The sequence below is a fragment of the Clavibacter sp. VKM Ac-2872 genome (genome assembly GCF_015351105.1).
Lineage (GTDB): Bacteria > Actinomycetota > Actinomycetes > Actinomycetales > Microbacteriaceae > Clavibacter.
Window position 1 is genome coordinate 1,279,341 of the sequence record NZ_JADKRR010000001.1, and the last position, 13,100, is coordinate 1,292,440.

Annotated in this window: 14 protein-coding genes; 10 read left to right on the forward strand and 4 right to left on the reverse strand. The window is 73.4% G+C overall.

Translation table 11 applies throughout. The annotated features are described in order from the left end of the window. Positions 1 to 68: 68 nt before the first annotated feature. From ITJ40_RS06095 to ITJ40_RS06105, 3 genes are all read right to left on the reverse strand, one after another. Entirely contained in the window at positions 69 to 878 is an 810-nt protein-coding gene (locus ITJ40_RS06095; RefSeq protein ID WP_194666202.1) for an Ltp family lipoprotein, read from the reverse strand. Between the two features lie 99 nt (positions 879 to 977). Further along, complete coding sequence (locus ITJ40_RS06100; RefSeq protein WP_194666203.1) at positions 978 to 1,448, reverse strand: winged helix DNA-binding protein; 471 nt, start codon at positions 1,446 to 1,448, stop codon at positions 978 to 980. Then, the gene (locus ITJ40_RS06105; protein WP_194666204.1) at positions 1,445 to 2,230 is read right to left on the reverse strand and encodes an alpha/beta fold hydrolase; all 786 of its coding nucleotides are present in this window, start codon (positions 2,228 to 2,230) and stop codon (positions 1,445 to 1,447) included. Before ITJ40_RS06105 ends, ITJ40_RS06100 begins: the two co-directional genes overlap by 4 nt. Positions 2,231 to 2,357: 127 nt before the next feature. Here ITJ40_RS06105 and ITJ40_RS06110 point away from each other — a divergent pair, with 127 nt between their 5' ends. Then, positions 2,358 to 2,699, forward strand: coding sequence for a VOC family protein (locus tag ITJ40_RS06110; RefSeq protein WP_194666205.1), 342 nt, complete (start codon positions 2,358 to 2,360; stop codon positions 2,697 to 2,699). A gap of 22 nt (positions 2,700 to 2,721) precedes the next feature. Here the strand turns inward: ITJ40_RS06110 and ITJ40_RS06115 are convergent, their stop codons facing one another. Then, positions 2,722 to 3,162, reverse strand: a complete 441-nt coding sequence (locus ITJ40_RS06115) for an iron chaperone (RefSeq protein WP_012037921.1) — start codon at positions 3,160 to 3,162, stop codon at positions 2,722 to 2,724. 105 nt (positions 3,163 to 3,267) lie between these two features. Here ITJ40_RS06115 and ITJ40_RS06120 point away from each other — a divergent pair, with 105 nt between their 5' ends. The 9 genes from ITJ40_RS06120 (at position 3,268) to mmsB (ending at position 13,064) form a co-directional block, all read left to right on the forward strand. Next, positions 3,268 to 3,537, forward strand: coding sequence for a hypothetical protein (locus ITJ40_RS06120; RefSeq protein WP_194666206.1), 270 nt, complete (start codon positions 3,268 to 3,270; stop codon positions 3,535 to 3,537). A 67-nt stretch (positions 3,538 to 3,604) separates the two neighbouring features. Continuing rightward, positions 3,605 to 4,735, forward strand: a complete 1,131-nt coding sequence (locus ITJ40_RS06125; RefSeq protein WP_194666207.1) for an SDR family oxidoreductase — start codon at positions 3,605 to 3,607, stop codon at positions 4,733 to 4,735. 111 nt (positions 4,736 to 4,846) lie between these two features. Beyond that, on the forward strand, positions 4,847 to 5,773 hold the full coding sequence (locus ITJ40_RS06130) for an ABC transporter ATP-binding protein (protein WP_194666208.1): 927 nt from the start codon (positions 4,847 to 4,849) through the stop codon (positions 5,771 to 5,773). Next, entirely contained in the window at positions 5,770 to 6,633 is an 864-nt protein-coding gene (locus ITJ40_RS06135; RefSeq protein WP_194666209.1) for an ABC transporter permease, read from the forward strand. The genes ITJ40_RS06130 and ITJ40_RS06135 overlap by 4 nt, the downstream gene beginning before the upstream one ends. A 38-nt stretch (positions 6,634 to 6,671) precedes the next feature. After that, positions 6,672 to 7,958 (forward strand): sensor histidine kinase, encoded by a 1,287-nt coding sequence (locus ITJ40_RS06140; protein ID WP_228511834.1) that lies wholly within the window; start codon positions 6,672 to 6,674, stop codon positions 7,956 to 7,958. Next, positions 7,955 to 8,626, forward strand: coding sequence for a response regulator transcription factor (locus ITJ40_RS06145; protein ID WP_194666211.1), 672 nt, complete (start codon positions 7,955 to 7,957; stop codon positions 8,624 to 8,626). Before ITJ40_RS06140 ends, ITJ40_RS06145 begins: the two co-directional genes overlap by 4 nt. Before the next feature lie 423 nt (positions 8,627 to 9,049). Further along, positions 9,050 to 10,192 (forward strand): sugar-binding protein, encoded by a 1,143-nt coding sequence (locus tag ITJ40_RS06150; protein WP_194666212.1) that lies wholly within the window; start codon positions 9,050 to 9,052, stop codon positions 10,190 to 10,192. Positions 10,193 to 10,314: 122 nt separating this feature from the next. Further along, entirely contained in the window at positions 10,315 to 11,859 is a 1,545-nt protein-coding gene (mmsA, locus tag ITJ40_RS06155) for a multiple monosaccharide ABC transporter ATP-binding protein (protein WP_194666213.1), read from the forward strand. Further along, positions 11,856 to 13,064 carry a multiple monosaccharide ABC transporter permease gene (gene mmsB, locus ITJ40_RS06160; RefSeq protein ID WP_194666214.1) on the forward strand — a complete coding sequence of 403 codons (1,209 nt, stop codon included), beginning with the start codon at positions 11,856 to 11,858 and terminating at the stop codon, positions 13,062 to 13,064. The genes mmsA and mmsB overlap by 4 nt, the downstream gene beginning before the upstream one ends. Positions 13,065 to 13,100 lie beyond the last annotated feature (36 nt).

A 13,100-nucleotide genomic window follows, 5' to 3' on the forward strand; every position in this document is an offset into this window, starting at 1 on the left:
GATCATTCCCGGGGGACGGAGGAGGGGAGGTGGCGTCGCCGCCACCTCCCCTCCTCCGCGCTCACGCGTCAGTCGTCGAGGTGCGCGATGGCGTAGTCCGCCTCCTCCGCGGTGAACTTCTCGCCGTACTCGCTCGTGAGCTGATCTCGGATCGCAGCGGGCGACATCGCCGCCATCTCCCGGTACGTCTTCGCCTTCGCGAGCGCGTTGGCGTTCCAGTCGGCCTGGACGTTGTCCACGGCGTACTGCGCGGCCTCCGGCGTGAACTGCTCGCCGTACTCGCTCGTGAGCTGGTCGTAGAGGGCGGCCTTGCTCATGTCGAGGCCGTTCGCGTAGGTCTCGGCCTTGATGAGCGCGGTCGCGCTCTCGGCCGGGACGGCGGGGGCGGCCGGCTCCGCCGGAGCGGTCGTCTCCTCGGCGGTCGGCTCGACGGTCTCGGGTGCGGCGGTCGGCAGGGCCTTCGCCTCGGCCTCGGCGGAGGGCTCCGCGACCTGGGCCGTGTCCGACGAGCTGCCCGCGGTGCCGAGGGCGGCCGCGAAGACGAGGGTGACGACCAGCGAGGTGACGGCAGCGACGGCGCCGAGCGACAGGCCGGTGGTCGCCATGCCCTTGCTCTGCGCGCGACGGAGGGCGAGGATCCCGAGCACCACGGCCGCGGCTCCCGCGATCAGCCCGAAGAAGGGGGCGAGACCCGAGAGGAAGGCGACGATGCCGACGACCAGCGCGGCGATCGCGAGGCCCTTCGGACGCACGCCGTAGGGCGGCGGGGGCGGCGGCATGGTGGCCGTGCCGGCGGGGGCGGGCGGCCCGTAGGGGCTGGGAGGCGGGGGCTGGTGCGGGTCCGGGGACGGGTGTCCCGGCTGGTCAGGTGCGGTCATGCGGGAAGCCTCGCAGCGCGGAGGGCTCCCTCCAGTTCGATCGGCCGGCTGCCGCACCCCCATTACGCGGGCGGCGCACCCCCACTTCGCGGGTGTCCGTCAGCGGCGCGTGGACGCGCGATCCTCACGCCGCAGCGTCAGGGCGTCGAGGGTCGGCCGCCGGTCGAGGAGGCGGCGGAGCGCCGTGATGGCGCCGTGCATCGCGTCCTCATCGAGCGAGTCCGTGATCGCCTCGTGCACCGCGGCCTCGGCAGCGCGCACCTCCGCCACGCGGCGCGAGCCCTCCGCGGTCAGGCGGAGGACGACGCTGCGGCGGCTGCGCGGATCCGGGTCGCGGTGCACGAGGCCGCGGCGCACGAGCGCGTCGACGAGGCGGCTCGGCGAGCCGGCCTCGCACACGAGCCGCGCGCCGAGTGCGGCCAGGCTGATCCCGGGCGCCTCGTCGAGCACGACGACCGCCTCCGCCTGCGCCGGCGTCAGCCCCGTGTGTGCGAGCGCCGCCGCGTACGCGCGGGCGCCCTCGCGCTGAGCCCCCAGGATCAGGTAGCGGAGCTCCTCGGCGGGGCTCACGCGGTGCCCGCCGTCACGCCGACGCCGACGCCGACGCCGACCTCGGACCGCATGAACGCGTCCACCGCGTCCGCGTACTGCTCGGGGTGCGTGAAGCGGAGCATGTGGCCGGTGCGGGGGATCACCTGCTCGTGGGCGTGCGGCAGCCCGTCGCGGAGGGCCGTGGCCGCGGCGGGCCCGACGAGCCGGTCGTCCTCGGGCGTGAGGAGGAGCGTCGGCACGGAGATCCGGTGCAGCCGCGCGCGCACGTCGAACCCGACGACCGCGCCGACGCGGGCCGAGTGCGCGGCGGCGGGCGTGTGGGCGCGGAACAGCTCGCGGTAGTCGCGTCGCGTGAGCGGGTGCGGTGCTGCCACGTCCCACCGCGAGGCGAGCTGGGCGGCGTGGAAGCGGAGCACGCCCTGCTCGTAGACGCCGCGCGGCACGTGCCGCGCGAGCGACGCCGCGCGCGTCTTCCAGGCGGGGGTCGGATCCGCCGCGAAGCCGCCCGAGAGCACGAGCCCGGCCAACCCCCGCGGTCGACGCAGCGCGAGGGCGAGGCTCACGACGGCGCCGAAGGAGTCGCCGACGAGCACGTACCCGGGCAGGTCGCGCACGAGGTCCTCGAGGGCGTCCGCGGCCTCCTCGACGGAGCGCGCGTCGTTCGGGAGCGCGAGCGTGCGGAGCGGGTACGCGGCCAGCGCCCGAAGCGGACCGAACTCCCACGGCGCTCCCGAGAAGCAGGGGACGCCGACGATGGTCGGGAGGACGGGATGGACCGATGACGCATCGAGAGATGACATGTCATGAGTGAAGGGGGCGAGGTGACGCGGGTCGCTCCACTCCGTCCGTGTCCGCGTCCGGGGGACGGATGGGCGAGCGCGCGCCGGCGCCCTTCCCCCGAGGCTCCGGGCGGCCCAGAATGAGCGCATGGGACGCATCCTCGGCATCGGCGGTCTGCTCTTCCGCGCGGACGACCCCGTCGCGCTCACCGCGTGGTACCGGGACGTGCTCGGGCTCGACCTCGACGCGCAGGGCGTGTGGGAGCAGGAGGCGGGCCCCACCGTCGTCGCGGCCGCAGCGCGCACGGCGCCGCCGTCGGGGGCGCCGGAGCAGCGGCTGATGCTGGACCTCCGCGTGAGCGACCTGGACGGCCTCGCCGCCGCGGGTGTGGAGGTCGCGCCCGGCATCGAGGACATGCCCGGCGTCGGACGCTTCTCCTGGGTGACGGATCCCGAGGGCTCCCGGATCGAGCTGTGGGAGCCGAGCTGACGGCAGTCCCGTCGCCGCCCGTTCAGCCGCCGACGGCCCGCCGCACCAGCTCCGCCACGCGCTCCTCGTTCGCGGGGTCCACCGCGGTCAGCGCGTAGGACGTCGGCCACATCGTGCCCTCGTCGAGGCGCGCCGGATCCTGGAAGCCGAGCGTCGAGTACCGCGTCCCGAACTTCGAGCCCGGCTGGAAGAACACGACCGGCTTGCCGTCGGCGTCCGCGTAGGCCGGGAAGCCGTACCAGGTCTTGGGCGCGAGGTCGGGCGCGTGCTCGAGCACGATGCCGTGCAGCCACTCGGCGATCGCGCGCTCCTCGGGCGGCATCGCGGCGAACGCGTCGAGCACGCCCTGCAGCGCGGCGGCCTGCTTGTCGGCGGCCTTCTGCGCCTTGGCCTCCTCGCGCAGCTCGCGGGCGCGCTGCTTCATCGCGTCGCGCTCGTCCTTGGAGAAACCGCTGTCGGTCATGTCCGCTCCCTCGCGTGGTGGTGTGCCTGGAGCGTGGCAGGTGGCGGGCGAGCCGACAAGCGCGCGGCGGTTCTGGGGCTCGGCGCGACGGCGTACCGTCGGACCATGAGCACCCACGAGCAGGACCAGCCCATCATGGACGGCGCCGGCGAGGCCACCGCGGACGAGAAGCGCGCCGGGCTCGCCGAGCAGGTCGCCTACGACCACCGCGACAGCGGATCCGAGGCCATGGCCGCCGACCTCGAGCGCCGCACCGCCGACGCGGGACTCGGCGACGGCCCCGCGGACCCCGCCGCGACGCAGGCGATCTCCACCGGCCGCGACGGCGTCGACGGCGAGGCCGACGCCGAGGTCGACGGGCCGCACCCCGCCTGATCCGCCCGACACCCCCGCGAGGAGCCGCCCGGAATGCCCGGGCGGCTCCTCGTCGTTGGGGCAGGGGATGACCGAGAACCCCGACACCCCCGCCCGCACGTCCGCCCCCGCCGCGTCCCCGTGCTCCGACGGCACCGGCCGCACGGCCCTCGTGGTCGGCGCCACCGGCATCAGCGGATCCGCGCTGGTCGACCAGCTCACCGCCGAGGGCTGGGACGTGCTCGCCCTCAGCCGCCGCGCCGGCGCCGACCGCCCGGGCGTGCGCTGGATCAGCGCCGACCTCCGTTCCGCCGACGACCTCCGCCGCGCGCTCGCCGGGGAGCAGCCCACGCACGTGTTCTTCACGGCGTGGTCGCGCCAGGCGACCGAGCAGGAGAACATCGACGTCAACGGCGGCATGGTGCGCGACCTCCTGGCCGCCCTCGACGGCGCGCCCGTCGAGCACGCCGCGCTCGTCACCGGACTCAAGCACTACCTCGGCCCGTTCGAGGCGTACGGGCAGGGCAAGATGCCCGACACCCCCTTCCACGAGGAGGAGGAGCGCCTCGAGGCCCCGAACTTCTCCTACGCGCAGGAGGACGAGCTGTTCGCCGCCGCGGAGCGCCAGGGCTTCGCGTGGTCGGTGCACCGCTCGCACACGGTCATCGGGCACGCGGTCGGCAACCAGATGAACATGGGGCTGACCCTCGCGGTCTACGGATCCCTCTGCCGCGACCTCGGCCTGCCCTTCGTCTTCCCGGGCAGCGCGACCCAGTGGGACGGGCTCACCGACGTCACCGACGCGACCGTCCTCGCCGACCAGATGATCTGGGCGTCCACGACCGAGGCGGGCCGCGACGAGGCGTTCAACGTCGTCAACGGCGACGTGTTCCGCTGGCGCTGGATGTGGCCCCGCCTCGCCGCGTACTTCGGCGTCGAGCCCGTCGGCTTCCAGGACGCGCCGCGTCCGCTCGAGCAGCAGATGGCCGGCTACGAGGACGAGTGGGCGCGCATCGCCCGCGAGGCCGGGCTGGCCGAGTCGGACCTCAACCGCATCGCGTCGTGGTGGCACACCGACGCGGACCTCGGCCGCGACATCGAGGTGGTCACCGACATCAGCAAGAGCCGGCTCGCCGGCTTCCCCACGCACCACCGCACGCTCGACAGCTTCCTCGGGCTGTTCGAGCGCTACCGCGCGGAGGGGCTCATCCCGCGCTGATCCGTCGGGTGCCGTCGTCCGGCGCGGGCGGCGGCATCCACCGATCGGCCGATGCCGTGGATCGACCGCTCGGCCGTTCCGCTCGCGGCCGGCGCGCGTGAGGCTGGACCCATGACCACAGCAGCCGTCGAGGAGCACGTCCGCGTGCGCGACCTCGAGAAGACGTACGGCACGACCACCGCCCTCCGGGGCGTCTCCTTCGACATCCACCGCGGCGAGACGTTCGCGCTCCTCGGGCCGAACGGCGCGGGCAAGTCGACGACCATCGAGATCCTCGAGGGGTACCGGCTCCGCAGCGGCGGATCCGCGTCCGTGCTCGGCATCGACCCCGCGACGGGCGGCCGCGCCTGGCGCGCCCGCATCGGCATGGTGCTCCAGTCCAGCTCCGAGAGCGGCGCGATGACGGTGCGCGAGCAGGTCGCGCACTTCGCCCGGATGTACCCGCGACCGCGGGACGTCGACGCCACGATCGAGGCCGTGGGCCTCACCGAGAAGGCCGGCACGCTGCTGCGGGCGCTCTCGGGCGGCCAGCGCCGCCGGGTGGACGTCGCCCTCGGCATCATCGGCCGGCCCGAGCTGCTCTTCCTCGACGAGCCGACCACGGGCTTCGACCCCGAGGCCCGGCACCGGTTCTGGGACCTCATCCGCGAGCTCAAGGCGGAGGGGACGACCATCCTCCTCACCACGCACTACCTCGACGAGGCGGCCCAGCTGGGCGACCGGGCCGGGGTGATCGCGGGCGGCAGCCTGGTCGCGATCGGCCGGCTCGACGAGATCGGGGGAGAGGAGGCGCGGATCCCGCGCGTGCTCTGGCACGACGACGACGGATCCCACGACGAGCGCACCCGGACCCCCGGCGCCTTCGTGTCCCGCCTGTCCCAGGCGACCCCCGGCGGCGAGCCACGCGACCTCCGCATCGTGCGGCCGAGCCTCGAGGACGTGTACCTCGGGCTGCTCGCCGAGGCGGGCACCCCGGACGCGCCCGGCGCCGCGACCCCCTCCGCCGTCCCGGCGACCGCCGAGGAGGTGGCGGCATGACCGCCGTCCGCCCCGCGCGTCCCGTCGCGGACCGCGCCATCGCCCTGCCCGGCGTCCTCCCGCTCGGGATCCACCGCGTCCGCTACGAGGTGCGCCGCTACTTCCGCCAGACCGACACGATCATCTTCACGTTCCTGTTCCCGGTCATCATGCTGTCGATCTTCTCGGTGGCCTTCGGCTCGTCCGGCAACCTCGGCACCGCGCCCGACGGATCCGGCGGCGTGAGCGCCGCGGCCTACTACCTGCCGGGCATGATCGCCGCGGGCATCCTCCTCTCGGGCGTGCAGAACCTCGCGGTCGACATCGCGATGGAGCGCAGCGACGGCACGCTCAAGCGGCTCGCCGGATCCCCGCTGCCCGTGCTCTCGTACTTCATCGGCAAGGGCGGGCAGGTGATCGTCACCTCGCTGCTGCAGGTGGTCGTGCTGCTGCTCGTCGCGCGCTTCGCGTTCGGCGTGGAGCTGCCGACGGACGCCGGCCGCTGGGCCACGTTCGCGTGGGTGTACGCGCTCGGGATCACGTCGTCGGCCGTGCTCGGCATCGCGCTCAGCCGCATCCCGCGCTCCGGGGCCTCGGCCACGGCCGTCATCACGCCGATCGTGCTCGTGCTGCAGTTCATCAGCGGCGTCTACCTGACGTTCACGATGCTGCCGACCTGGCTGCAGGACGTCGCGGCCTTCCTGCCGCTGAAGTGGATGGCGCAGGGCATGCGCGCCGTGTTCCTGCCGGACGCGCTCGCCTCCGTCGAGCGCGGCGGCACGTGGGACCTCGCGGGCGTCGCGCTCGTCCTCGCGATCTGGCTGGTCGGCGGCACGATCGCCGCGGTCGCCACCTTCCGCTGGATCCGTCGGGACTCCTGATCGTGCGCGACGAGCGGACGGGATGGCAGGCTCAGGGGATGATCCCCACCCGCACCGTCCACGTCGGCTTCGCGGTGACGATGGCGCTGCTGGTCGTGCTGACGATCGGCGCCGGGCGCGACGCGGGCTGGGGCGCGTGGGCGTCGATCGCGGCGATGTCCGCCCTCTACCTGCTGTTGGGCCGCCGCGCGCTCGAGGCCTCCGCGGCGGCGACGACGGCCAAGGCCGAGCCCGTGCCCCCGCTGCCGTCCGCGCTCGTCTTCCTCGCGCTCGTCATCCCGGCGGCCACCTGGGGCGTCGCGAGCCTGTCGTCGTTCGCCGTCGTGCAGTGCGTGCTGTGCCCGCTCGTCTGGCTGCTGCTGGACCGCGTGCGCGACGCGGTGATCGGGACCCTCGTGCTCACCGGATCCGTCGCCGTGGGGTTCGTGATCAGCTTCGGCGACCTGCCCGGCGCGATCCCGACCATGGCGGTGTCGCAGGGGCTGAGCCTCGGCGGGAGCATCGCCCTCGGGCTCTGGATCACGCGCATCGCCGACCTCAGCCACGAGCGCCTGCATCTGCTGGAGGGGCTCCGCGCGGCGCAGGCGCAGGTCGAGGAGCTCGGCCGCGAGGCGGGAGCCGCGCGCGAGAGGGAGCGCCTCTCGGCCGACATCCACGACACGGTCGCGCAGGACCTCACGGGCCTCGTGATGCTCGCCCAGCGCGGTCGGCGGGAGCTCCGCGGCGGCGAGACGGACGCGACGGAGGCCACCCTCGCCCAGCTCGAGGAGGGCGCGCGGGACGCGCTCACCCAGACCCGCGCGATCGTCGCCGCCACCGCGCCCGTCGAGCTGACGGACGGCCTGGGGGCGGCCCTCGCCCGGCTGGGCGCGCGCCTGGAGCGGGAGGCCGGCATCCCCGTCGAGGTGCGCGCGGACGCGGGCGTCGGATCCGTCGATCGCGACGCCGAGGTCGTCCTGCTCCGCTGCGCGCAGGAGGGCCTCGCGAACGTCCGCCGTCACGCGGCCGCCGCGGCGGTCGAGCTGGTCCTGCACCGCGACGGCGCCGACGTCGTGCTCGCGATCCGCGACGACGGCCGCGGGTTCGACCCGGCGCGCGCCTCCGGCGGGTACGGCCTCGACGGCATGCGCCGCCGGCTGGACGCGGCCGGCGGACGCCTCGACGTCGCCAGCGGCCCCGACGGCACGCGGCTCACGGCGCGCATCCCGGCGCACGCGACGCCCGCGGCGGCCCACGCGGATCCGGCCGGAGCCGACCCGGGGACCGCGCGGGCCCCGGCCGCGGCCCCGGCCCCGGCCCCGATCCCCGCGCGGGCCCGCGCATGACGCCCGCCATCCGCGTCGCCGTCGTCGACGACCACCCCGTCGTCCGCGGCGGGCTCGCCGCGCTCCTCGCCTCCGCCGACGACATCGACGTGGTCGGCCAGGCGGCCGACGGCGAGGCGGCGGTCGCGCTCGCCCGCGCCGAGCGCCCGGACGTGGTCCTCATGGACCTCCGCATGCCCGGCCTCGACGGCGTCGGCGCCACGGCGCGGATCCGCGAGGAGACGCCGGACGTGCGCGTCCTCGTGCTCACGACCTACGAGACCGATGCGAGCATCCTCACGGCCATCGAGGCGGGCGCGAGCGGCTACCTGCTGAAGGCGGCGCCCGAGGAGGAGATCCTCGCCGGCGTCCGCGCGGTGGCCCGGGGCGAGGTCGCGCTCGCGCCCGCGATCGCCGCCGCGCTGGTCCGCCAGGTGGCGCGCCCGGCCGCGGAGCCCGCCCTGCCGACGCCGACCCTCAGCCCGCGCGAGACCGAGGTGCTCGCGCTCGTGGCCGCCGGCCGCACCAACGCGCGCATCGCCCTCGAGCTGCACGTGACGCCCGCGACCGTCAAGACGCACCTGCTGCACGTGTTCGAGAAGCTCGGCGTCGGCGACCGGACCCGCGCGGTCACGCTCGCGATGGAGCTCGGCCTGCTGCCGCCCGCCGCCCGCACGACCCCGCGCTGACGCCGCCCGCGGCGGATCAGGACGCCACGAACCCGGGAGGCGGGACGTCGTCATCACCCCGGTCTACGCCACGTCCCGGCCGGGCGCGAGCGCCTGTCCGCTCCGCGATCCGACCGCGCTCCCGCCGCCGCACGCCCGCGCCGCCCCCGTCCGCGGGCCACCGGCGGTAACGCTTGGATAACGTCTGCGGCATGCCGTATCGGCGGCTGCGGAAATGGATAAGTTCTGACCGACGACAAACGCACGGACCGCCGCGACCCGGCCGCTCCGCCGGTGGTCGCCCCGCACCGAACCCGCACCACCACCAGCACTCACCGCACCAGCACCCGACCCGAGGACGCGTCGGAGCACCACGGCCCTCGCGACGACGCGACCGCCCGGTGCCCGCACGACCCGGACGGGCCACCGAGAGGACCCGCCGCCATGGCATCCGGACGACACGCACGACAGATCAGCTCCCTCCTCCTCCTCGCCGGCGTCGCCGTCGGCATGACCGCCTGCGCGCCGCAGGGCGCCACGAACACCGGCGCAGGCTCCGGCGGCGACGCCGCGGCCGGCACCGAGTGCAACGTCGGCATCTCGATGCCGACCCGCAGCCTCGAGCGCTGGATCAACGACGGCGAGGGCCTCAAGACCAAGCTCGAGGGCGACGACTGCACCGTCGACCTCCAATACGCCGACAACAAGACCGACGCCCAGATCAGCCAGATCCAGAACCAGGTCGCGGGCGGCGCCAAGATCCTCGTGGTCGCGGCCGTCGACGGCAAGACGCTCGGCCCGGCCCTCGAGGACGCGAAGAGCCAGGGCGTCACCGTCATCGCCTACGACCGCCTCATCAACGGCACCGAGGCCGTCGACTACTACGCCACCTTCGACAACTACAAGGTCGGCCAGCTCCAGGGCGAGTTCATCAAGGACCAGCTGAAGCTGGACACCGCGACCGGCCCCATCACCATGGAGCCCTTCGCCGGCAGCCCCGACGACAACAACGCCGGCTTCTTCTTCGGCGGCGCGTGGGACGTCCTCCAGCCCTACGTCGCGAGCGGCAAGCTGACCGTGCCCTCGGGCAAGTCGCCCGCCACGAGCGCCGACTGGCAGGCCATCGGCATCCTCGGCTGGGGATCCGACGACGCGCAGGCCGAGATGGACAACCGCCTGCAGTCGTTCTACACGGGCGGCCAGAAGGTCCAGGTCGTCCTCTCGCCCAACGACAGCCTCGCGCTCGGCATCGAGGCGTCGCTCGCGAGCGCCGGCTACGCGCCCGGCGCCGACTGGCCCGTCATCACCGGCCAGGACGCCGACAAGGCGAACGTGCAGGCGATCCTCCAGGACAAGCAGTCCATGACCGTCTGGAAGGACACCCGGGCGCTCGGCGACCAGGTCCAGAAGATGATCGGCGAGATCGTGAAGGGCGACGAGGTCACGGTCAACGACACGAAGTCGTACGACAACGGCAAGAAGGTCGTCCCGTCGTTCCTCCTCGACCCGCAGGTGGTCGTCAAGGACGACGTGCAGTCCGTGCTCATCGACTCCGGATTCCTCAAGGCGTCCGACGTCGGCCTGTAGCCCGACCCGCGGCCGACGGGCGCCCGGCACCACGCCGGGCGCCCGTCGGCCGCGCATCCGTCTCCACCCGGTGCGCCCCTCCCGGCACGCACCGCCGACCCGAACGGGAACCAGGAGCAGCAATGGACGACGTCATCCTGCAGATGACCGGCATCGTCAAGGAGTTCACGGGCGTGCGCGCCCTCGACGGCGTGGACGTCACCGTCCGCCGCGGCGAGGTGCACGCCATCTGCGGCGAGAACGGCGCGGGCAAGTCGACGCTGATGAAGGTGCTCAGCGGCGTGTACCCGCACGGCTCGTACGAGGGCACCATCACGATCGACGGCCGCGAGGTCCGCTACGGATCCATCAACGACAGCGAGCGCGACGGGGTGGTCATCATCCACCAGGAGCTCGCGCTCAGCCCCTACCTCTCCATCGCGGAGAACATCTTCCTCGGCAACGAGATGTCGCGCGGCGGCGTCATCGACTGGAACAGGACGAACCTCGAGGCCGTCAAGCTGCTGAAGCGCGTGGGGCTCGACGAGAACCCGGCGACGCGCGTGCTCGAGCTCGGCGTCGGCAAGCAGCAGCTCGTGGAGATCGCGAAGGCGCTCTCCAAGGAGGTGAAGCTCCTCATCCTCGACGAGCCGACCGCCGCGCTCAACGACGACGACTCGGCGCACCTGCTCGGCCTCATCCGCCTGCTGCGCGACGACGGCATCACGAGCATCATCATCAGCCACAAGCTCAACGAGATCCGGGCCATCGCGGACGACGTCACCGTCATCCGCGACGGCAAGACCATCGAGACGTTCCCCGTCACCGACTCCGACGAGATCGAGACGCGCATCATCCGCGCGATGGTCGGCCGGCCGCTCGACGCGCAGTTCCCGCCGCGGGATCCGCGCATCGGCGAGGAGAAGCTCCGCGTCGAGGGCTGGACCGTGCACCACCCCGTGGACGTCGACCGGGTCGTCGTCGACGACGCGTCCTTCACCGTCCGCGCGGGCGAGGTCGTCGGGTTCGCCGGCCTCATGGGCGCGGGCCGCACCGAGCTCGCGATGAGCATCTTCGGGCGCTCGTACGGCACCGGGATCACCGGCCGGATCTTCAAGGACGGCAAGGAGATCCGCACCCGCACCGTGAGCGAGGCCATCAAGAACGGCATCGCGTACGCGACGGAGGACCGCAAGCGCTACGGGCTCAACCTCATCGGCAGCATCACGGTCAACGTCTCGGCCGCGGCGCTCTCCAAGCTCGTCAAGCTCGGCGTGATCGACCGGCACCGCGAGTACGCGGTCGCCGACGACTACCGCAAGAGGATGAACATCAAGACGCCCGACGTCTCGGGGGTCGTCGGCAAGCTGTCCGGCGGCAACCAGCAGAAGGTCGTGCTCAGCAAGTGGATCTACTCGGGTCCCGACGTCCTCATCCTCGACGAGCCCACGCGCGGCATCGACGTGGGGGCGAAGTACGAGATCTACAGCATCATCAACCAGCTCGCGGCCGAGGGGAAGGCGGTCATCGTCATCTCCTCCGAGCTGCCCGAGCTCATCGGCCTCTCGGACCGGATCTACACGATCGCCGAGGGGCGGCTCACCGCCGAGGTCTCCCGGGCCGACGCGACACAGGAGGAGCTGATGCGGCACATGACCGCCAGCCGGAAGTCAGGAGTCGACCAGTGACCGTCATGCCCGAGCAGGCCACCGCGCCGAACGTGCCCACGCCGGACGGGATCAAGAAGCGCCCGCGCCGCCGGATCGACCTCCGCCAGTACGGGATCCTCGCGGCGCTGGCCGTGATCATCCTGCTGTTCCAGGTCCTCACCGAGGGGCGGCTGCTCTACCCGGGCAACGTCGCGAACCTCATCCAGCAGAACGCGTACGTGCTGATCCTCGCGATGGGCATGGTCATCGTGATCATCGCGGGCCACATCGACCTGTCGGTGGGCTCGGTCGTCGCGACCGTCGGCGCCGTGGCCGCGCTCAGCATGAACGAGTGGGGGCTGCCGTGGGGGACCGCGGTCGTCCTGTCGCTCGTGGTCGGCGCGCTGATCGGCGCGTGGCAGGGCTTCTGGGTGGCGTTCGTCGGGATCCCGGCGTTCATCGTCACGCTCGCGGGCATGCTCGTGTTCCGCGGCGTCGCGCTCGTGCTCCTCACGGGCGGCACGATCTCGGGGCTCCCGGCCGAGTTCAACTCCATCGGATCCGGCAACCTGCCGACCACGGGCGCGCCCGACCTCCTCACGCTCGGGATCGGCGCGCTCGTGTCGGTCGCGCTCGTGGTGCAGCAGCTGCGCACCCGCGCCACGCTCCGCAAGCTCGAGCTGCCGCGCGAGCGGGGCGTCTCGTTCTGGATCCGCACCGCCATCGCCGTCTTCGCGATCATGTACCTCTGCTACCTGCTGGCGTACAACCGCGGGACGCCGATCATCCTGATCATCCTGGCGACGCTCGTGCTGCTCTACTCGTTCCTCCTCACGCGCACGGTCTTCGGCCGGCACGTGTACGCGATGGGCGGCAACCTGTTCGCCGCGATGATGTCGGGCGTGAAGACCCGGTGGGTCAACTTCTTCATCTTCGTGAACATGGGCCTGCTCGCCGGGCTCGCGGGCGTCGTCAGCACGGCGCGCGCCGGATCCGCGGTGGCCTCGGCCGGTCAGAGCTTCGAGCTCGACGCGATCGCCGCGGTGTTCATCGGCGGTGCTGCCGTGCAGGGCGGTGTCGGCACGGTGGTCGGCGCGGTCATCGGCGGCCTCGTGATGGGCGTGCTCAACCAGGGCCTGTCGATCCTGTCGGTCGACGCGGCGTGGCAGCAGGTCATCAAGGGCCTGGTGCTGCTCCTCGCGGTCGCCTTCGACGTATACAGCAAGCGCCGCTCCGGGCGCTGACCCGCGACGCGGCACGACGCGCGGCCCGGCCGGTCC

Coding starts and splice junctions, on each gene's coding strand:
- ITJ40_RS06125 (WP_194666207.1), top strand. CDS start 3,605: ATGACCGAGAACCCCGACACCCCCGCCCGCACGTCCGCCCCCGCCGCG.
- ITJ40_RS06115 (WP_012037921.1), bottom strand. CDS start 3,162: ATGACCGACAGCGGTTTCTCCAAGGACGAGCGCGACGCGATGAAGCAG.
- ITJ40_RS06095 (WP_194666202.1), bottom strand. CDS start 878: ATGACCGCACCTGACCAGCCGGGACACCCGTCCCCGGACCCGCACCAG.
- ITJ40_RS06120 (WP_194666206.1), top strand. CDS start 3,268: ATGAGCACCCACGAGCAGGACCAGCCCATCATGGACGGCGCCGGCGAG.
- ITJ40_RS06130 (WP_194666208.1), top strand. CDS start 4,847: ATGACCACAGCAGCCGTCGAGGAGCACGTCCGCGTGCGCGACCTCGAG.
- ITJ40_RS06105 (WP_194666204.1), bottom strand. CDS start 2,230: ATGTCATCTCTCGATGCGTCATCGGTCCATCCCGTCCTCCCGACCATC.
- ITJ40_RS06150 (WP_194666212.1), top strand. CDS start 9,050: ATGGCATCCGGACGACACGCACGACAGATCAGCTCCCTCCTCCTCCTC.
- ITJ40_RS06140 (WP_228511834.1), top strand. CDS start 6,672: ATGATCCCCACCCGCACCGTCCACGTCGGCTTCGCGGTGACGATGGCG.
- ITJ40_RS06110 (WP_194666205.1), top strand. CDS start 2,358: ATGGGACGCATCCTCGGCATCGGCGGTCTGCTCTTCCGCGCGGACGAC.
- mmsA (WP_194666213.1), top strand. CDS start 10,315: ATGGACGACGTCATCCTGCAGATGACCGGCATCGTCAAGGAGTTCACG.
- ITJ40_RS06145 (WP_194666211.1), top strand. CDS start 7,955: ATGACGCCCGCCATCCGCGTCGCCGTCGTCGACGACCACCCCGTCGTC.
- ITJ40_RS06135 (WP_194666209.1), top strand. CDS start 5,770: ATGACCGCCGTCCGCCCCGCGCGTCCCGTCGCGGACCGCGCCATCGCC.